Below are 18,872 nucleotides of genomic sequence, written 5' to 3'. Positions count from 1 at the left end.
TCCGGATGATCGAACGCCTGGACCTGCAGCTGAGCTGGCTGGCCACCTTCGTGGCGGTCGTGGACCACGGGGGCTTCACCGCCGCGGGGCGCTTCCTGTGCCGCTCGCAGCCCCGGGTCAGCGCGCACGTCGCCGCCCTGGAGCAGGCGCTCGGCGACACGCTGCTCATCCGTACCAGCAAGGAGGTCACGCTCACGGCCGCCGGCGCCAGGTTCCTGCCCAAGGCCCGCGCGGCGCTGGCCGCGATCCAGACCGGCGTGGACGAGGTGCGTACTCTGCGCGCCGAGCTCAAGGGCCGGGTCACGGTGGGCGGCTACCCGGGGCTGAGCGCGGTGCTCCTGGCGCCGCTGATGCAGCGGTTCAGGCGGCTGCACCCCGGGGTCACGGTGGTGCTGCGCGAGGGCGACCCGCTGCAGCTGGAGGAGGCCATCGCCCGCGGCGAGCTCGACGTCGCGCTGCGCACCTCGGACGTGCCGCAGGTGTACCACAACGTCCCCTCCGCGCACCTGTTCCACGAGAAGATCGTGCTGGTGGCCCCGAGAGGCCACCCGCTGGCCACGGCCTCGCCGGTGGACCTCGGGCTGCTGTCCCAGGAGACCGTGATGGTCACCGGCGACCCGTACGCCGGCTGGGCCGACTACCGCGACCGGCTCGACCGGGTCGGCGCCGATCCCGTCGAGATCATGGTGATCGCGCAGGCCACCACGATCTCGGCCATGGTGGCGGCCGGTCTGGGGGTGGCGATCCTGGGCGCGTTCGCCGCGCAGGTGGCGGTGTTCGGGGACGACGTGGTGACCCGGCCGCTGCCGGCCCCCTTGTGGCAGCGGGAGATCCGCGTCTACCGGAAGGCCGGACGCGTGTCCACCAGGCCGGTGGACGCCTTCCTCGACCTCCTCCACCAGGAGGCCCCGGCCCTGACCGCCCGCACCGCCGTCTGGCCGCATTGACCCGCCGCTAGGAACGGCGCCGGAAGTAGCAGATCGTGGCGGTGGCCAGGGCGGCGCCCCAGATCGGCCAGAAGCACTCCGGGAGCCAGGCGCCCCATTCGTCCAGGGTGAACCGGCCGGCGATCGTGGACCTGATGTAGGTCAGCCCGGCCACGGTGACGACGATCGAGACGAACCCGGCGGGGATGACCGCCAGCAGGGGCGGCACCCGCCTGCCGCGCAGGCCGAGGATCCAGCGCGGGAAGACCTCGCCCCACCGCTGGGTCAGCCCGAGCGTGAGCACGCCGCCGAGCGCGCCGAAGGTCGCCAGGTACGCGCCGGCCAGCCACAGGCCGTCCTCTCCCTGGGCGAGGAACTCCGGGGTCACGCCGAGCGGGATGCCCAGGGCCCAGGCCCACCGGGTCAGGCAGTAGACCAGCGGCACCGCGACCGCCACGTACACGGCCCGCCGCCCCCGCTCGGGGGTGAACCAGCGCGCGGCGTCCCGGCCGCGGCCGTACGACAGCGCCGCGGCGGCCAGGAGCAGCCCGCCGAGCACGCAGACGAGCTGGTTGAGCACCGGCCACGGCCAGGCGTCGGCGAGGGTGACGCCGCCCAGGCTCCAGCCGAACAGCGGTGCGACCAGCAGGAGGGGGGTGTAGGCCAGGCCCATCATGAGCCGGGAGTCGGGGACGACCAGGATCAGGAGCACGGCGATCGGCCAGGCCAGGTAGAGCGGCGTGCGGCCGCCGTCGCCGCGGGCCAGCGCCAGCGCCGTCACCAGGGCGAGCAGCGCGACGGCGGCGATCCACCAGCCGAAGCTCGGCGTCGTGCCGGCCAGGACGGACAGCGCCCCGTCCGGGTCGGGGTCAGAGGCGCCCCAGGGGAAGCCGGGCGTCCCCAGCGCCCACGCCGCCCCGAGCAGGCCGTAGCCCAGCGCCCACAGCGCCGCCGCGTAGCCGCGTCGGCCGGAAGTGAGGGTTTCCATGCGATCAAGCCTCGCGGGGGCCCGGTCGCCGGGGCCAGATGCCGTTCGGCACCTCTTGACCCCGGCGACCGTGCCGTTCGGCACCTAGGAACGGTTTCCCACGAAGACCGGAGGAGTCCGGTCCTTCCAGGGCATCGCCTGTTCCAGGTGGGCCGCGATCCGGAACAGCAGATCCTCGCGGCCGTAAGGGGCGACGATCTGCACGCCGACGGGCAGCCCGTCGGCGTGGCCGAGCGGCAGGCTGATCGCGGGCTGCCCGGTGACGTTGAACAGCACCGTGAACGGCCCGTAGCCGTCGAGCGACTCCAGCCAGCTCGTCAGCGTGTGTTCGGGATCGTCGTAGCGCAGCGCGCCGTGTGGTGCGGGCAGGCGGGCCAGCGTGGGGGTGACCAGCAGGTCGTGCTCGGTGAAGAACGCGCCCACGGAGCGGGTGACCCGGTTCTGGGCGTCGAAGGCGGCCAGCAGGTCCAGCCCGCTGTACTCCCGCGCCGCCCGCAGGGCCTGCCGGGAGACGGCCTCCATCCGGGCCGGGTCGGGCTGTCTGGGGGCCATGAGCAGCGTGGAGGCGATCGCCACGCTTTCGGCCACCAGGCTGCGCATGACCGCCTCCTGGCCCACGTCCGGGGTGGCCTCGGTGACGTGGTGCCCGGCCCGCTCCAGCGCGTGGCCCACGCGGAGCGCCGCCTCGGCCACTCGGCCGTCCACCTCGGTCCCCGACCAGGCCTTGGTGGTCACCGCCACCCTCAGCCGGCCGGGGTCGGCCCCGACCTCGTCGGCGTAGCGTCGCCGCGGGGGCGGCGCGGTGTACTTGTCGCCGATGCCGGGTCCGTGGACGGCGTCCAGGAGGTGCGCGGCGTCGCGGACGGTCCGCGTGAGCGCGAACTCGTACGACATGCCGAGCATCGCCTCGCCCGCGTCGGGCCCGCAGGTGATCCGGCCACGGCTCGGCTTGAGCCCGACCAGCCCGCAGCAGGAGGCCGGGACGCGGATGGACCCGGCTCCGTCGCTGGCGTGCGCGACGGGCACCGCGCCGGCGGCGACCAGGGCGGCCGCGCCGCCGCTCGACCCGCCCGCGCCCCTGTCCAGGTCCCAGGGGTTGCGGGTGGGCCCGTACCTGAGCGATTCGGTGGCGAAACTGAGGCACAGCTCCGGGACGGTGGTCAGGCCCAGCGTGACCAGGCCGGCGGCCCGGAAGCGGGCCATCAGCTCGGTGTCGCGCCCGGCGACGATGCCCGGCAGTGCCCGGCTGCCGAGGGTGAACGGCACCCCCTCGGCCACCGGCCCGTGATCCTTGATCAGGAACGGCACCCCGGCGAACGGGCCGTCCCCTGCATGGTCCAGCGCCTGCCTGAACACTGGTAGAGCCAGGCCGTTGACCTGCGCGTCCGCCTGCTCCAGGGCCCGCCTGGCGGTGGCCTCGACCTCGCCGGCGGTGACCTCACCCGACCTGATCAGGTCGCGGATCCCGACGGCGTCGTACCTTGCGTATTCGTCAAGCTCCATGAAGAGCCTCTTTCTGGCGTCCTCGATCACATGTGGCGGTGGGCGGCGCCCGGGGCGCCGCCGATGACGAACAGCCTGAACAGCGGCGATGGCCGCGAATCGGGGGCCATCCCCTGCTGTGATCGAGGTGCTTCTACGCTCGGTACATCAGGACCCATGGTGGCGGGTGACGCCCAGGGCCGTCGAGCGGTTTTCCCCGCGACCGGGGTCCTCCCGGCGCACGGCTCGTGCGCCGGGAGGGCGGGCCGGCGTCAGTCGGCGGAGTGCCCGGAGCGCTTCCACGGGCCGGTGATGGCGAACACGTGGCCGGGCGTCTGGATGTTGGCGAACAGGATGCGGCCGTCGGCGCTGAAGGTCGGGCCGGTGAACTCGCTGTCGTTGAGGTCGTTGCGGGCCAGCGGGTACGACTTGCCGTGCGCGCTGACGCCCACCAGGTGCTGGATGCCCTCGCCGTCTTCGGCGAGGATCACCCCGCCGTACGGGGAGACCGTGATGTTGTCGGGTCCGTCGTAGTTGGTGTCCTGGCTCGGGTCGGGGTTGACGCCGAAGAGGACCTTGAGCGTGACCGTCTCGGTGCGCGGGTCGTAGAACCACACCTGGCCGTCGTGCTCGTTGACGCTGCCGTCGGTGTGCCGGGCGAAGCTGGCCACGAAGTACGCGCCGCCGTCGCCCCACCAGGCGCCCTCCAGCTTGCGGCTGCGGGTGACCTGGTCGTTGGCGAACTGCAGGCGTACCGACTGGGTCTTCGCGTCACGGTCGGGCACCTCCACCCAGCGGGCCTTGAAGCGCGTGCCCGGCTCGGTCGCCTCCGACAGGTCGGCGATGTGCGTGTCGTCCCGGTAGCAGCTCAGCGCCTCCAGCTTGCCCGCGGTGTCGCCGCCCTCGGACAGCGCCAGCGCCCGCAGCGCGCCCTTGCGGCCGTGGAACTTCCTCGGCGGGGTCCACCGGTAGTAGAGCCCGTTCGGCCCGCCGGCGTCCTCGGTCAGGTAGATCGCCGACGTCCTCGGGTCGACGGCGACGGCCTCGTGCGAGTAGCGGCCGAGGAACTTCAGCGGCACCGGGTCCTGGTTGGCCTCGCGGTCGAACGGGTCGACCTCGAAGACGTAACCGTGGTCCTTCTGGTAGGCCCCGCCGGCGCGCTGCTCGGTCTCCTCGCAGGTCAGCCAGGTGTTCCACGGGGTCTTGCCGCCGGCGCAGTTGTTGTGGGTGCCGGCCAGGCTGACGTATTCGCGGATCCGCTCGCCGTGCGCGTCGACGTCGATGTTCGTGGTGCCGCCCCCGGCGCCGGGGTCGTAGGTGAGGCCGGGCAGCGCCGGCACCCGATACGGCTCGCTGCCTCCGATCTCGTGGTTGTTGACCAGCGTGGCACCCCGGCCGTGCGGGAAGGCCGCGGTGCCGTCGGCGTCGCTCGGGGTCGGCTCGCCGCTCTCCAGCAGCGTCACCCCCGCCTCCGCGACGACGCGGTACGAGAATCCGGCGGGCAGGGCCAGGATGCCGGCCGGGTCGGGGACCAGCGGGCCGTAGCCGAGCGGGGGCCGGGTGGCGGCGAGCGCGGCCGGACCGGCGATGGTCTCGATGCTGCCGGCTAACGCGATGCCAAGGCTCCCCGCGGCGGCGCGGCCGAGGAAGGAACGACGAGGAATTGAGTGAGGGTCAACAGGTGAGGACACGGGACATCTCCTCTAGCGTCTGGGCGCTTGTACACCAGCCGACCCAACGATGCCACGGAGACGGCCGCCGCGCCGCCCGCAGTCCGCATGATGAACGCCGGATGAACAACCGGTTCCGTCCGGCGCCCTGGTGAGCGGGTCGGGGTTCGAAATTCTCACGACGCGGATAACAGTTGAAGAACGGACGATGGCGGGTCAGTGGTGCGGTGCATCAGCATGGAAACGTGACAGTCATTTCCGCCAGGCGGCGATCGACCGGGCGCCGGGGGCCGTACGTGGCCCGCGCGGTGGCCCAGCTGTTGTCCTGGCCGGCCCTGGAGCTGAGCGACACCAGGCGTGGCATGGCCTTCACCGTCCGCGGGACCGAGATCCTGCGCCTGACCGGCGCGGACGAGGTGCGCCTGTGCCTGACGGAGCCCGCGATCGAACGGCTGGAACCGTACCTGCGCGACTGCGATCAGGTCCAGGTGGACGCCGACCACACGTGGGTGACCCTGAGGGTCGAGGCCGAGCCGGACCTCGATCTGCTGCTGGCGCTGACCAGCGTGGCGATCAAGGCGCACGCCGCCTCGGAGGTCGTCTGATATCGGGCATGGGCCGCCCGCCCAAGCTGACTGATTTATACCGACAAAGTGCTCTATGGTGCGGGGCTTTGGAACGTGCTATGACAAAATTATGGCGTACGACGAGCGCCTCGAACGTGAGGCGATCCAGGACGTGGTGACCAGGCTGGTCGCCAGATTCACCGGAACGCGTTCGGCCGAGCAGGTCGAGGCGGCAGTGCGGGCGGCCTATGACCGATTCACCGACAGCCCGGTGCGCGATTTCATCCCGGTGCTGGTGGAACACGATTCCAAGGAGCTGCTGCGCGGCTCCAAGGAGTTGCTGCGCGGCGGCACCAGCTGACGGGGCCGCCTGACGGGTGACGGTCTCCCTTTCCGGGGTAGCTGAGCCGGCGGAACACGACAGGCTCGGCGCGGGGAGCGGGGATGTACTACGACCAGTTGCTCAAGATCGTGGAGCAGCAGACCGGGGCGGGACCCCAGGCCGCCGAACGCGCCGTGCAGGCCACGCTCCGTACGCTCTCCGAGCGGCTCTCCAAGGACGAGAGCCGCGACCTGCTCAGGGAGCTGCCCCCGGAGGCGATGCCCTGGCTCTACACCGAACGGGACCCCGAGACCTTCGGCATCGAGGAGTTCCTGCGGCGGGTGGCCGAGCGCGCCGGGATCGACGTCGAGACGGCCGGGCGGCACACCCGCGCGGTCTTCTGGGCGATGGGGCAGGCGGTGAGCCCCGAGGAGTTCGCCGACATGGCGGCCGACCTCCCGGACGACTTCGAGGCCCTGGTCGCGGAGGCCGGACGCGGGTACGTCGAGATCGTGCCGGCCGGGGAGTTCCTGGCCGGGGTCGCGGAACGGACCGGGCTCGACTACTCGGGCGCGCGCCGGGCCACCGAGGCGGCGCTGGAGACGCTCGCCGAGCGCATCGCCCCGGGCAAGGTCGAGGACCTGGTCGGCCAACTGCCCGTCCAGCTGCACGCGCCGCTGAAGCGCGGGGTGGGCGGGGATTCCGGCCGGGAGGTCCCGCTGGAGGAGTTCGTCCACAGGATCGCCGCGCGCGAGGGCATCTCCCCCGAGCGGGCTCGCGAGCACGCCAAGGCGGTCTTCACCATGCTGCGCGAGTCGATCGCCGGCGAGGAGTACGCCGACCTGGCGGGCCGGCTGCCCGACGAATACCGGATCCTGCTACCACGTCCCTGACAATCACCATTTACACGAATATTTGACGGCTGTTCGAGCAGAATGCCTTTCATGGTCACCTTGATCAAGCGGCTACGGCAGGGGCTCGCCATCCGGGTGATGCGGGCGGCCAGGGCGGCGAACCGGAGCCCTCTGGCCCGCAGGCTCCTGCGCGGTCGCAGCATCCGGCGCTTCGCCCTGGTCAACCGCCTCTACCACACGGTGTTCCGGCTGGGGGTGGCCACCGGCGACCGCGACGCCGAGGCGCGTTACCGGGGCGTCGTGCTGACCGGCCCCGCGTGGGACGCGACGATCATGCCTTCGGTCTCGGCGGGGTACTACGAGGAGTTCGAGGTCGGCGTCTTCGAGCGGCTGGCCTCGATCAGCCGTTCCGTCCTCGACGTGGGGGCGAACATCGGCGTCTACACCTGCACCGGCGCGGCGCGCCTGCCCGAGGACGGCAGCCTGATCGCCTTCGAGCCGGTGCCGGAGAACCTCGGCTACCTGCGGCGCAACGTGGAGCGCAACGACCTCGCCGCCCGCGTGACCATCGAGCCCGTGGCCGTGGGGGCGGCGCCGGGCCGGCTGACCGTGCACCTGTCGGGCGAGCAGACGGGCAAGCACTCGGCCGCCGCGGCGAACGTCGGCACCGCCGCGGGCACCCTCACCATGCCCATGACCTCGATCGACGCCTACCTCGCCGACGGCGGCCTCGGCCCGCCCGACCTCATCAAGATCGACGTCGAGGGGTACGAGGGCTTCGTGCTGCGGGGCGCGGCCGAGAGCCTGGCCGCGCTGCCGGCGCTGCTGTTCGAGGTGCATCCCGAGCTCCAGGAGAACTGCGGCTGCGCCGCGGGCGAGCTGCTCGACCTCGTCTTCGACCGCTACCCCTGGGTCTTCGTGATCGACGAGCTCGAAAACGTCCTGCGGCCGTGCACGCGGGCCGAGCTCGACGACCCGCACGCGATCGGCCTCTACCGCTCCAACCTCGCCGCCGTCGGCAGGCCGGAGCACCTCGACGCGTTGCGGCAGTGGCACGGCCTCGGCTCACCCTGAGGGATCACTGAGGGATCACTGCTCGGCCCTGCCGGTGGCCCAGGCCCACGCGGCGATGGCGACCCGGTTCCTGGCGTCGATCTTGCGCTGGATCGCGGCGATGTGGTTCTTGACCGTGCCCGGAGCGAGGAAGAGCTCCGCGGCGATCTCGGCGTTGGTCCTGCCGTGCGCCACCATCGCCACGATCTCGTCCTCGCGCTCGGTGAGGACGACGTGCGGCGCCCCGGGGGGTGTCTCGGGCAGGCCGCGCTGGCGGAGCAGCCGGACGGTGAGCTGGGGACTGATGAGCATGTCGCCGTTCATCGCGGCCCGGACGGCCTCGACGAGCAGCGCGGGGCCGGAGCGCTTGAGGATGAACCCGGAGGCGCCGTGCCGCAGCGCCGCGTCGACGTACTCGTCCAGCCCGAACGTGGTGACGATCACGACGTGGATGCCGGTGCCGGCCAGCGCGCGGGCCACCTCGATGCCGTCGGCCCCGGGCATGCGGATGTCGGCGAGCACGACGTCGGGCCCGATCGCCCGGGCGGTCTCGATCGCGGCCCGGCCGTCGGCGGCCTCGGCCACGACGGTCATGTCGGGCTGGGCGTCGAGGATCAGCCGGAAGGCGGCGCGGATGCCTTCCTGGTCGTCGGCGATGAGGATGCGGATGGCCACCCCGGCGATTGTGCCAGCGGCAGGCGGGCGGCCAGCGACCACCCGTCCGGTACGGCCCGCGCCACCAGGTCACCGCCCTGCTCCCGGACGAGCGCGGCCAGCGCGGGCAGGCCGGAGCCGCCTCGCCGGCCGCCCCGCGTTCCCGCCACGCCGTCGTTGGTCATGGTGATCTCGAGCGCGCCGGACCCGGCGGTCACGGCGAGGTCGAGCCGGGCCGCCCGCGGGGCGTGCCGCCGCACGTTGGTCAGCCCCTCGATCACGATCCGGTAGGCCAGGGCCCCGGTGTCCGCGGGAACCGCCGGCAACGCGTCCATGCGCAGGCGGACCTCGGCGGGTCCCGCCTCGGAGAAGCGCTCGGCGGCGGCGCGGACGCCGTCGAGGTCTCCCGCGGGGGTGAGGGGCCGGTCGTGGTGCAGCGTGTCCAGGGTCCGGTCCAGCATCGACAGGGCGCGCTGGCCGGCCGCCTCGACGCGTTCGAGGGCGTCCAGCGGATCGCCCGCCACCATGCCCGCCTGGGCGTGCGCCACCATCTCGCTGATGTCGTGGGCGACGAAGTCGTGCAGGTCCCGGGCCAGCCGCAGCCGCAGCTCGGTCCGGGCGTCGGCCGCCGCGCGCGCCTGCCGTACGTCGAGGAAGCGCAGGTAGCCGCCCACGGCGGCGGCCAGGAGCGCGCCCAGGCCCCAGAACGCGGACGCGCCCACCGCTTCCAGCCACGAGACCGGGAAGAAGAACCGCAGCAGCCAGACGGCCCCGGCCAGGCCCGCCGCCGACGCGGCCGGGGCCGCCCGCCGGGGCGGCGCGTACCGGACGACCAGACCGGCCAGCGCCGCGAGCGCCAGCCCCTCGGCCATCCCCAGCGCGTCGGCGCCGGGCGCCGCCTCCACCACGCCCATGACGTGGGCGAGCGTGACGGCCAGGGAGACGGCCGCGGCCAGGAGCGTCAGCGCGGGCAGGCGCGACCTGAGCCGCGGGCGGAACGACGTGGCCGCCACGCACGAGACCGCTGCCAGCGCCGGCATGGCGTCGGCGACCCACATCAAGCTCACCGGACCGACGATACGCGCAGACCGGACACCGACCGGAACTCCCCGCGTGCTCACCGCAACTTTGGCGGATCCGGGGGCATCTAACCCGCCGTGGAGGCGCTGATCGCGGGAGATCCGCAGCAGATCGGGGACTACTGGCTGGCCGGGCGGCTCGGCGCGGGAGGTCAGGGGGTCGTCTACGACGCCTACGACCCCGACGGGCGGCGGGTGGCGGTGAAGGTGCTGCACGCGGCGGGTGACCGCGGGCGCTTCGCCAAGGAGGCGGCCGCGGCGGAGCGGGTGGCCTCGTTCTGCACCGCCCGGCTGCTGGCGGCCGATCTCGACGGCGGCAAACCGTTCCTGGTCTCGGAGTACGTGCCGGGCCCGAGCCTGCGCGAGGCCGTACGGGAGGGGCGGCGCTTCACCGGCGACGACCTGCACCGGCTGGGGACGGCGGTGGCCACGGCGCTCACCGCGATCCACGAGGCGGGCGTCGTCCACCGCGACCTGAAGCCGGACAACGTGCTGCTCGGCCCGGACGGGCCGCGGGTGATCGACTTCGGCATCGCCAGGACGGCGGAGATGTCGCTGACCAGGACCGGCGAGCTGGCCGGAACGCCCGGTTACATGGCGCCCGAGGTGCTGACCGGGCAGCGGGCGGGGACGGCGGCCGACGTCTTCGCGTGGGGCGCGATCATGGTGTTCGCGGCCACCGGGCAGGACGCCTTCGGCGGCGAGAACCTGGGCGGCGTCATGCACCGCGTGCTGACCCACCACCCCGACGTGAGCGCGCTGCCCCCGGGGCTGGCCACGCTGATCGAGGCCGCGCTGGAGAAGGATCCGCGGGCCCGGCCGTCCGCCCGCGACCTGCTGCTGGCGCTGGTCAGCGGCGACGGGACCGACGTGGGCGGGCTGCTGGCGGCCGGCAGCCGCCGCGCCGGGGGGATGCGGGCGCCCGACCGGGACGACCCCGCGCTGGGCGCGATCGCCGAGGACGCCTACGGCTCGCTCGGCCCGGAGGCGCGCGACCTGGCGGCCGAGGTGTTCCTGCGGCTGGTCGCGGTGAACGCCGAGGGCCAGGAGACGCTGCGGCGGGCCGGCCACGAGGAGCTGTTCGGCGGCCGGCCGGACCACGAGGCGGCGGCCGTCCAGCGGATCCTGGAGGCGTTCTCGTACGTGGTCACCACCAGGGACGGGTCGGTGGCGCTGGCGCGTCCCGGCCTGGTGCGGGCCTGGCCGCGCCTGCGGACGTGGATGGAGGCCGAGCGCGCCGGGCTGGCGATGCTGGACGAGATCAACGCGGCGGCGCGGCACTGGGAGGAGCACGGCCGGCGCGACGGCGACGTGCTGCAGGGCAGCCGCCTGGAACAGGCGCTGAGCTGGGCGGCGACCGGCCGCAGGCACCTGACGCTGACCCCGTTCGAGCGCGATTTCCTGCGTGCGGGCACCGAGCTGACCAAAAGGCGCAGCCGGCGCAGGACGCTGGTGACGTCGGCGCTGGCCGGGCTGCTGGCGGTGGCGCTGGTGGCGGGCGGGCTGGCCGTGTGGCAGCGCCGGCAGGCCGTCGAGCGGCTCGACATCCTGACCGCCAAGCAGGTGGCGGCCGAGGCCGACCGCATGCGCACCGCCGATCCGGGCCTGGCGATGCTGCTCAGCGTGGCCGCGTACCGGGTCTCGCCGCAGCCGGAGGCCCGCTCCAGCCTGATGGGCTCGCTCCAGCAGTTGGAGACGGCCGCCTTCCGCGACCCGCCGGTCAAGGGCATGGGCCGGCGGACGCTGAGCCGCGACGGGCGCACGCTGGTCAGCTTCAGCGAGGGCGGCGTCAACGTCTACGACGTGCGCACCGGCCGGCGGACGGCGAGCTGGCCCGGCATGACCCTGCGCGGGACGATCATCCAGGGCCCCGCGCTCAGCCGCAGCGGGCGCCTGCTCGCCCAGACCACCTCGGACGAGCTCGGCGTCTGGGACCTGAAGACCGGCAGGACGCTGGTGCGCAGATCTCTTGAGCCGACCGGGAACGGCGGCTACGGCGTCGTGTTCGGCGAGCACGAGACGACGCTCGTCGTCACCATGGCCGACGACGTCCCCTTCCTCATCGACGTGACCACCGGGAAGCAGTTCGGCCGGATGGTCTACGCGGACCGGACGATGGCGCAGACCCCCGCGCCGCTCGTGGATCCGACGGGGAGACACCTGCTGCTGCCCGGCTACCGGTTCGACCAGATCGCCCTGCCCGGCTGGACCACCGAGCGCCCCTTCCCCGCCTGCGTGAAGAACCACGTGCTGGCGGCCTACAGCGCGGACGGAAAGACCCTGGCCTGCTCCGACGTCGCGGGCGACATCGTCCTCGTGGACGCCGTCACCGGGCGCCCGCACAAGCTGAAGGAAACGCTGAACTGCGGGATCTGCCACGACTCCGGACGGCTCCGGTTCAGCGCCGACGGGCGCTACATCGCCGGCTTCTACGGCCGCGACCTGGAGGTCATGCGGATCGGCGACCAGCGGACCGTCCTGCGCTACCGCGCCGAGGGCGAGTTCGGCGACGTCCGCTTCGACCCCGACGGCAGGACGCTGCGCTACCTCGTCGACGACACCGTCATCAGCGTGGACCTCGTGCCGCGCACCCCGTCCGTCGCCCTGCCCGACACCCCGACGCTCAGCCGCGACGCCCACTGGGCGGTGTCCTGGACGAACGGCGCCGAGCTGAGCGTGTTCGACCTGCGGACGCGTAAGGAGGCGGGCCGCCTGCGCGTCGGGGAGGAAGGGTCCATCCTGGGCATGGACGACGCCGGCACCAGGCTGGCCGTCGCCGGCATGGACCGCACGATCACCCTGTGGGACCTGGCGACCAGGAGGAAACTCTGGTCCAAGCGGGTGGGGGAAGGCGACTACCAGCCGGCGTACGTCAACTTCACCCCCGACGGGCGCAGGATCGCCGTCACCCTCCTGCTGGGCGAGAGTCCGTTGATGAGCATGGTCGTGGTGGACGCCGCCGACGGCCGCGCGGTGGCCGCGTACAAGACCCGGCTGAGCGTCGGCCCCTTCCTTCCGGGACGGCAGGTGTTCGTCTCGGGGGACGGCAGGCTCGTCGACGTGATGACCGGCAAGGCCGTCGGCTCCGGGCTCGGCGACGCCGGCACGCTGGCCGTCAGCCGTGACGGGCTCCTGGCCGTCCAGGAGTCCGCCACCCACCGGATCGGGCTGTGGGACGTCAAGGGCCCGACCCCGCTGCGTCCCGTCCTGCCCCGCGCCGCCGGCGCCAGCGACGTCATGGTCTTCTCGCCGGACGGCAGGATCCTCGCCACGTCCACCGACGAGGGCGTGCTCGAGCTCTGGGACGTCCGGTCCAGGCGCCGGCTCGGCAGCTCGTACCGGGTCGGGGAGTTCGCCCCCTCGTCCATGGCCTTCGGCGCCGACGGGAACGTCCTGTACGTCGGCATGCAGGACGGCCTGGTGGCCGGGGCCGTGCGCGAGGTGCCCGTCGGCGACGCGCTGATGATCGGGAAGGTGTGCGCGCGGGCGGGTCGCCCGCTCACGCCCGCCGAATGGGACCGGTACCTCCCGGACGTGCCGTACCAGGACGTGTGCGCGCCCCGGTGACAGAATGCATGGCTCTTGCTCTTGCGAACTACTCGCAATTAGGCTTCGCGCATGCGTCACGACGGACCTGGCATCACCGCGATATCCACTCAGATCATCGACCTCTACCGGCGTTGCTACGCCGCCCCGCCGTGGTCGGAGACTCCCGAGCAGCTCGGCCGCTATCCCGCCAAGCTCGCCGCGGGCGCCGCCAAACCGGGTTTCAGCGCGCTGACCACGACCGACGACGCCGACCGGCTCACCGGCGTCTGCTACGGCTGGCCGACCCCGGACGAGCTGAGCGGCAACCGCGTCTATGACGCCCTCGTCACGGCCTTCGGCCTGCCCGCGGCGACCGCGCTGACCCGCGGCGCCTTCGAGGTCGTCGAGCTCTTCGTCCACCCCGGCCACCAGGGCCAGGGGATCGGCGCGCGGCTGCTCGACGGGATGACCGCCGGCCGGCCCTCCGCCTGGCTCATCACCGACCCCGGCGCGCCGGCCGCCGGCCTCTACCGCAGGCTCGGGTGGCGGGAGGCGGGCCCGCTGCCGGCCGGCTTCTACCCGCAGTCGCGGGCGTCGGTCTTCACCCTGACCCGTCCGGACGCGTGATGACCGGGCTCTAGATCCAGCCGCGCTCCCGGGCCGCCAGCCCCGCCTGGAAGCGGGTGATGGCGTTCAGCTCCTGCATGACGGCGTGGATGCGGCGCTGAACGGTGCGCAGCCCGAGCCCCAGCGCCCGCGCGATGGCCTCGTCCGTCAGGCCGCCCGCGAGCAGCGCGAGCAGGTCCCTGGTCAGCTCGTCGGGCTCGCCGGGGCCGGCGGCGGGCCGGGGCTCCCCGCGCAGCGGGAACCCCCGCCGCCACTCGAGCTCGAACAGCGCGATCAGCGCGTCGAGCAGGGCGGACCGGTGCAGGATGAACGCCGCGTCGATGGAGTACGCCCCGTTGCGGATGGGGATCAGCGCGAGCGCGTCGTCGGCGATCCACATCTTGGCCGCCGCCCCGGCCACCACGCGGGCCTTCTCGCCGTGGGCCACGGAGTCCTGGACGAGCCGCAGCTTGCCGGGCAGCGCCAGCGACTCCAGGTCGTACACGCTGCGGTAGTCGATGCCCGACCTGAGCATGCGCCGCTCGCGCTCGACGTTGTCGGCGTGGCCGCGCATGACGTACGGGGGCTTGTCGATGTTGCGGAACATGGTCTGCGCGCTGTCCTGGAGCGCGTACGCCCTGCTGATGATGTTGTCGGTCCCCGTGACGACCTCGACCTGCTCGGCCGGGTGCGCCGCGTAGCGGGAGGCCAGGTGGAACGACGTGGTGAGCTCGTGGATGGCCGTGCGCACCTGGTGGAGCTCCTCCTCCTGGCGGGTGAGCAGCGGCCTGAAGGCGATGTCCGGGGCGACGGCGACGTAACGGGCGCGGCGGCCCGGCAACCTGCTGGCCAGGCCGCGCCGCGCGAAGGCCGCCAGCGTCCGGGCCGCCAGGGGCGTCGAGACGCCGCAGTGCGTGGCGAGTTCGGCGGCGGATGATCGCGGGTTCTCGACGAGCGTCGCGTACAGGCGGCTCTCTGCCGGTGACAGGCCGATCGCTTTGAGCATCGGCGACGCCCTTCCTCCCGCCTCAGGGATGGCGGGTTACCGCCACCTGGCGGGTTTTGGCCCGTTCGGCGGACTTGTGCCCTGACTCAATCCCAGATTAGGTCAGCGAGGAAACGATCTCCGGCGTTTCCCAGGTCTGGAGAAAGGTGTGCGTATGCTGTCCACCCCCCGGCGCCGCGGACTCGTGGCCTTATTCGCGTCCTTACTCGCGGCGCCGCTCGCCGCGGTCCCGCAGGCGGCCGTCGCGGCGACCGTCACGACGGCGACCACGAGGGTGAACGCGCCGGTGACCGGCCTGCCGGTCAAGATCACGCTGATCACCGGGGACACCGTCACCTACGCGAAGGACGCCTCGGGCCGCGCCTCGGCCACGCTGGAGCCCGTCGAGGGTGCGGAGGCGCGGACGTACCAGGCCCAGCAGGACGACCACGGCTACTACGTGATCCCCGCTGACGCCGCCCCTTACGTCAACGGGGGCCTGCTGGACAAGGAGCTGTTCAACGTCGACTACCTGGCGGCCAACGGCTACGGCGACGCCAAGACCGCGCAGCTGCCGCTCATCGTCCAGTACCAGCCGCAGACCAAGGCCGCCGACCTGGCGGGCAAGGCCAGGTCGCTGAAGGGCGGCACGGAGCCGATGGTGCTGGAGAGCATCGACGGCGCCGCGATCAAGGTGGACAAGAAGCAGGCCGCCGCGTTCTGGCAGTCCCTGGGCGGAGGCCGGAACGACGCCAGGGCCCTGACGAGCGGCCTGCGCAAGGTGTGGCTCGACGGCAAGGCCAAGGCGCTCGACGACGTCAGCAACCCGCAGATCGGCGCCCCCGCGGCGTGGGCGGCCGGCTACGACGGCACGGGCGCCAAGGTCGGCATCATCGACAGCGGCATCGACCTGGCGCACCCCGACCTGCAGGGCAGGATCGTCGCGTCCCGCAACTTCGTCCCGGCCGGCATGCCGGGCGGTGGCAACCCCGACGAGGTCACCGACCGGGTCGGCCATGGCACCCACGTGGCGTCGATCATCGCCGGCAGCGGCGCCGCCTCCGGCGGCAAGTACAAGGGCGTCGCCCCCGGCACCAAGCTGACCATCGCCAAGGCCCTGGACGACACGGGCAGCGGCAACAACTCCGAGATCATCGCGGCGATGCAGTGGCAGGCGGCCACCGAGCGCGCCCGGGTGGTCAACATGAGCCTGGGCAGCAGCAGCCCGACCGACGGCACCGACCCGCTGAGCCAGGCGGCCAACGAGCTGACCGCCGAGTACGGCACGCTGTTCGTGGTCGCTGCGGGCAACTCGGGCCCCGGCCGGTACACCATCGCCTCCCCCGGCGCGGCGACCTCGGCGCTCACCGTCGGCGCGGTGGACTCGGCCGACAAGATCGCTTCGTTCTCCAGCCGCGGCCCGCGCCTGAGCGAGGACTTCGCGATCAAGCCGGAGATCACCGCCCCCGGCGTGAACATCATCGCCGCGCGCGCGGCGGGCACCTCGCTGGGCGAGGGCAGCAGCGTCCCGGGCGGCGGCCCGATCGACGACAACTACACCGCGGCGTCCGGCACCTCGATGGCCGCCCCGCACGTGGCCGCCTCCGCCGCAATCCTCGCCGTCCAGCACCCCGACTGGACGCCCGAGCAGCTCAAGACCGCGCTGACGGGCACCGCGAAGCCGACCGACGGCACGGTCTACGACCAGGGCTCGGGCCGGCTGGACATCGGGCAGGCCGTCACCCAGCAGGTCTTCGACGACCTCGCGACGGTGCACGCGGGGTTCACCGACCCGTACACCGGCCAGACGCTGGCCAGGAAGGTGACCTTCCGCAACACCGGCAAGGACCCCGTCACGCTGGCCCTGTCGATGACGCTCAAGCGTGGTGACGCCCAGCCGCCCGCCGGGATGGCCACGCTCACCCCGTCGTCGCTGACCGTCCCCGCGGGCGGCACCGCGAGCGCGGACCTCACCATCGAGCCCACGCTCGGCGACCCCGGCTGGTACGAGGGCCGCCTGACGGCCACCGCGGGCACGACCCGGTTGACCGCGCCGATCGCCCTGCACAAGGGCGCCAAGCTGGACACCGTACGCGTCAGGCTGGTCGGAAAGCCGGAATGGACGCTCAACCCGGGGGTCCTGACCGCCCTCCGGGTCAGCGACACCGACCCGCTCCTCCAGGGCGAGCCGATGACCACGGCCACCGGTAACTGGCGGACCACCGACACGCCCGGCACGGTGGAGACCGAGCTCAAGCTCGCGCACGGCGGCGTCTACTCCATCGGCGACATGCCCTGGTGGTACACCAGGCCGGACCGGCAGATCCAGTACGCCACACTGCTCGCCCCCGAGATCAAGCTCGACGGCGACACCACGGTGACCCTGGACGCGACCGAGGTCGAGCAGATCCAGGTGAGCACGCCGCGCACGTCGGAGCCGGTGTTCATGAACCTGATGGTCGCCCGCACGACCGCCTCGGGCCAGATGTACGCGGGCGCGTCGCTGCTCAGCTACGAGCCGGTCAGCAGGGGCAGGTTCTGGGTCACGCCGGTGCGCAAGGCGCCCACGGTGGGCACCTCCACGGTGCTGTTCGACCAGATCCGCCGGGCACCGGAGGTCGAGCTGGCCGTGCCGGGGCTCCGGCTCAACCCGCACTACGTCAGCGAGCACGATCCGCTGGTGCCGAAGTTCGCCGCCGACCAGCGCCTGAGCCTGACCACGGGCGACGACCTGCGCGGCGGCGCGGACGCGCGCGGCAAGCTCGTCTACCTCCCGGCCAGGGACTCGCTCGACCTCTTCACGGCCGACGTGGACCTGGCGATCAAGGTGGGGGCCGCCGGCGTGGTCACCAGCGACCGGTTCGCCTGGCTGCTCAGCGACTCGCACTACGCGGACCACAACAAGATCCCGGTGCTGTGGATCGACAGCGGCGAGGCGGACCGGCTCGGCAAGGCCCTGGCCCGCAAGCCGTACCCGAGCGCCGCCCTGCGCGTCACGCCGACCACCCCGTTCGAGTACAAGCTGGCCTACTACGTGAAGGGGACCACGGCGGGCAAGCTGAGCTTCGCCCCGAAGGCGCGCGACCTCACCGAGATCGACACCACCTACCACGCCCGGTTCGCCCCCCAGCCCGGCACGTGGGGCCCGTACACGAACTTCACCGAGGTCAACCACACCTACAACCCCGAGCAGCGCTTCAGCATCCGCGGCTCGCACGCCTTCGCCGGACCCACGGCGAGGACCGAGTACTACAACGCGCCCGGCCGGGACGTGCTGTGGGAGCGCGAGTTCACCTTCATCGACCCCGCCTCGGGCGGCGCGCGCTTCGCCGCTTCGGCCCGCGGCTTCAACGGCGCCACCAAGGAGCGGGAGGACTGGAACGAGGCCATCATGCCCTCGCAGTTCGCAGCCGGCGCCGGACTGCCGGACTGGGTCACCCCCACCATCTACTGCGACGGCTGCCGCCAGGGCGACCGGCTGCGGCTGCGCGCGCTCAGCCCGATCGGCTTCGGCTACTACTCCGACGCCTCCGACCCGACCCACATGTACCAGGGCGCTCCGGGGACCGAGGAGCTCCGGCTGTTCAGCGGCGCCGCCGAGGTCAAACCGCAGTACGACGACCTGGGCGTGCCCTACTACGGCGTCCCCGCCGGGTCCGGCACGTACCGGCTGACGAGCTCGTGGAAGGACGCCTTCCCCGGGAAGCACGCCGGCACCGGCGTGGAGACCAGCTGGACGTTCCGCTCCGCCCGCCCCACGGGCGACAGCAACCCCTACCCCTGCCTGGACTCCGTGCTGTGGGAGGACAAGCAGCCCTGCGCGCAGGTGCCGATGATCCGGCTGCGGTACGAGCTCGGGCTGCCGGAGAACGACACGGTCCAGGGCGGCCGGCCGTTCGCCTTCACCGTCAGGACCGAGGGTGGCCGCTCGTCGTCGCTGCGGGCGGCCTGGATCTCCGGCGACATGGGCGCGCACTGGACCCGGGCCACGGTGCTGCCCGGCGGCAAGGTGCTGGTGCTCAACCCCAAGGGCCCCGGCAGCATCTCGATCAAGGTCGAGGCGCAGGACAAGGACGGCAACTCCGTCCAGCAGATCCTCTCCGACGCCTACCTCGTGAAGTGAGCACCGGAGCGGGGGCCGGGACATCCTGGCCTCCGC

At 72.9% G+C, this 18,872-nt stretch carries 14 protein-coding genes; 8 read left to right on the top strand and 6 right to left on the bottom strand.

Features of this window, described 5'->3' with window-relative positions; genetic code table 11:
- The first annotated feature begins 5 nt into the window (after positions 1 to 5).
- The gene (locus AB0L65_RS24410; protein WP_364249071.1) at positions 6 to 947 is read left to right on the top strand and encodes a LysR family transcriptional regulator; all 942 of its coding nucleotides are present in this window, start codon (positions 6 to 8) and stop codon (positions 945 to 947) included.
- Positions 948 to 954: 7 nt separating this feature from the next.
- Here the strand turns inward: AB0L65_RS24410 and AB0L65_RS24405 are convergent, their stop codons facing one another.
- The 3 genes from AB0L65_RS24405 to AB0L65_RS24395 form a co-directional block, all read right to left on the bottom strand.
- Positions 955 to 1,914, bottom strand: a complete 960-nt coding sequence (locus AB0L65_RS24405) for a hypothetical protein (protein ID WP_364249069.1) — start codon at positions 1,912 to 1,914, stop codon at positions 955 to 957.
- 84 nt (positions 1,915 to 1,998) lie between these two features.
- Positions 1,999 to 3,417 (bottom strand): amidase, encoded by a 1,419-nt coding sequence (locus AB0L65_RS24400; RefSeq protein ID WP_364249067.1) that lies wholly within the window; start codon positions 3,415 to 3,417, stop codon positions 1,999 to 2,001.
- 251 nt (positions 3,418 to 3,668) lie between these two features.
- Complete coding sequence (locus tag AB0L65_RS24395; RefSeq protein WP_364249065.1) at positions 3,669 to 5,087, bottom strand: alkaline phosphatase PhoX; 1,419 nt, start codon at positions 5,085 to 5,087, stop codon at positions 3,669 to 3,671.
- Positions 5,088 to 5,311: 224 nt separating this feature from the next.
- Between AB0L65_RS24395 and AB0L65_RS24390 the strand changes: the two genes are divergently transcribed.
- The 4 genes from AB0L65_RS24390 to AB0L65_RS24375 all read left to right on the top strand — a co-directional run bounded on the left by AB0L65_RS24390 (position 5,312) and on the right by AB0L65_RS24375 (position 7,882).
- Positions 5,312 to 5,671 (top strand): luciferase family protein, encoded by a 360-nt coding sequence (locus AB0L65_RS24390; protein ID WP_364249063.1) that lies wholly within the window; start codon positions 5,312 to 5,314, stop codon positions 5,669 to 5,671.
- 91 nt (positions 5,672 to 5,762) lie between these two features.
- Entirely contained in the window at positions 5,763 to 5,993 is a 231-nt protein-coding gene (locus AB0L65_RS24385; protein ID WP_364249061.1) for a three-helix bundle dimerization domain-containing protein, read from the top strand.
- Positions 5,994 to 6,076: 83 nt separating this feature from the next.
- Positions 6,077 to 6,847: a DUF2267 domain-containing protein gene (locus AB0L65_RS24380; protein ID WP_364249059.1), complete on the top strand. Its 771-nt coding sequence runs from the start codon at positions 6,077 to 6,079 to the stop codon at positions 6,845 to 6,847.
- Positions 6,848 to 6,898: 51 nt separating this feature from the next.
- The gene (locus AB0L65_RS24375; RefSeq protein ID WP_364249057.1) at positions 6,899 to 7,882 is read left to right on the top strand and encodes an FkbM family methyltransferase; all 984 of its coding nucleotides are present in this window, start codon (positions 6,899 to 6,901) and stop codon (positions 7,880 to 7,882) included.
- A 15-nt stretch (positions 7,883 to 7,897) separates the two neighbouring features.
- On the opposite strand, the gene AB0L65_RS24370 is transcribed toward AB0L65_RS24375, so the two are convergent.
- Positions 7,898 to 8,536: a response regulator transcription factor gene (locus AB0L65_RS24370; protein WP_364249055.1), complete on the bottom strand. Its 639-nt coding sequence runs from the start codon at positions 8,534 to 8,536 to the stop codon at positions 7,898 to 7,900.
- Positions 8,476 to 9,582, bottom strand: a complete 1,107-nt coding sequence (locus AB0L65_RS24365; RefSeq protein WP_364249053.1) for a histidine kinase — start codon at positions 9,580 to 9,582, stop codon at positions 8,476 to 8,478. Before AB0L65_RS24365 ends, AB0L65_RS24370 begins: the two co-directional genes overlap by 61 nt.
- 90 nt (positions 9,583 to 9,672) lie before the next feature.
- On the opposite strand from AB0L65_RS24365, the gene AB0L65_RS24360 reads away from it, so the two are divergent.
- Positions 9,673 to 13,161, top strand: a complete 3,489-nt coding sequence (locus AB0L65_RS24360; RefSeq protein ID WP_364249051.1) for a WD40 repeat domain-containing serine/threonine protein kinase — start codon at positions 9,673 to 9,675, stop codon at positions 13,159 to 13,161.
- A gap of 51 nt (positions 13,162 to 13,212) precedes the next feature.
- The gene (locus AB0L65_RS24355; protein ID WP_364249049.1) at positions 13,213 to 13,749 is read left to right on the top strand and encodes a GNAT family N-acetyltransferase; all 537 of its coding nucleotides are present in this window, start codon (positions 13,213 to 13,215) and stop codon (positions 13,747 to 13,749) included.
- Positions 13,750 to 13,759: 10 nt separating this feature from the next.
- Here AB0L65_RS24355 and AB0L65_RS24350 read toward each other — a convergent pair whose 3' ends face one another.
- On the bottom strand, positions 13,760 to 14,734 hold the full coding sequence (locus AB0L65_RS24350) for a helix-turn-helix domain-containing protein (protein WP_364249047.1): 975 nt from the start codon (positions 14,732 to 14,734) through the stop codon (positions 13,760 to 13,762).
- A 154-nt stretch (positions 14,735 to 14,888) separates the two neighbouring features.
- Between AB0L65_RS24350 and AB0L65_RS24345 the strand changes: the two genes are divergently transcribed.
- The gene (locus AB0L65_RS24345) at positions 14,889 to 18,836 is read left to right on the top strand and encodes a S8 family serine peptidase (protein ID WP_364249045.1); all 3,948 of its coding nucleotides are present in this window, start codon (positions 14,889 to 14,891) and stop codon (positions 18,834 to 18,836) included.
- The last annotated feature ends 36 nt before the right edge of the window (positions 18,837 to 18,872 follow it).

This window comes from Nonomuraea sp. NPDC052116 (assembly GCF_040680035.1).
GTDB lineage: Bacteria > Actinomycetota > Actinomycetes > Streptosporangiales > Streptosporangiaceae > Nonomuraea > Nonomuraea angiospora_A.
This window is presented reverse-complemented; position numbering and strand designations above follow the sequence as displayed.

What these genes read in the sequence shown, in the direction of transcription:
- AB0L65_RS24410 (WP_364249071.1), top strand. Translation starts at nt 6, where the DNA reads ATGATCGAACGCCTGGACCTGCAGCTGAGCTGGCTGGCCACCTTCGTG.
- AB0L65_RS24405 (WP_364249069.1), bottom strand. Translation starts at nt 1,914, where the DNA reads ATGGAAACCCTCACTTCCGGCCGACGCGGCTACGCGGCGGCGCTGTGG.
- AB0L65_RS24400 (WP_364249067.1), bottom strand. Translation starts at nt 3,417, where the DNA reads ATGGAGCTTGACGAATACGCAAGGTACGACGCCGTCGGGATCCGCGAC.
- AB0L65_RS24385 (WP_364249061.1), top strand. Translation starts at nt 5,763, where the DNA reads ATGGCGTACGACGAGCGCCTCGAACGTGAGGCGATCCAGGACGTGGTG.
- AB0L65_RS24380 (WP_364249059.1), top strand. Translation starts at nt 6,077, where the DNA reads ATGTACTACGACCAGTTGCTCAAGATCGTGGAGCAGCAGACCGGGGCG.
- AB0L65_RS24375 (WP_364249057.1), top strand. Translation starts at nt 6,899, where the DNA reads ATGGTCACCTTGATCAAGCGGCTACGGCAGGGGCTCGCCATCCGGGTG.
- AB0L65_RS24355 (WP_364249049.1), top strand. Translation starts at nt 13,213, where the DNA reads ATGCGTCACGACGGACCTGGCATCACCGCGATATCCACTCAGATCATC.
- AB0L65_RS24350 (WP_364249047.1), bottom strand. Translation starts at nt 14,734, where the DNA reads ATGCTCAAAGCGATCGGCCTGTCACCGGCAGAGAGCCGCCTGTACGCG.
- AB0L65_RS24345 (WP_364249045.1), top strand. Translation starts at nt 14,889, where the DNA reads ATGCTGTCCACCCCCCGGCGCCGCGGACTCGTGGCCTTATTCGCGTCC.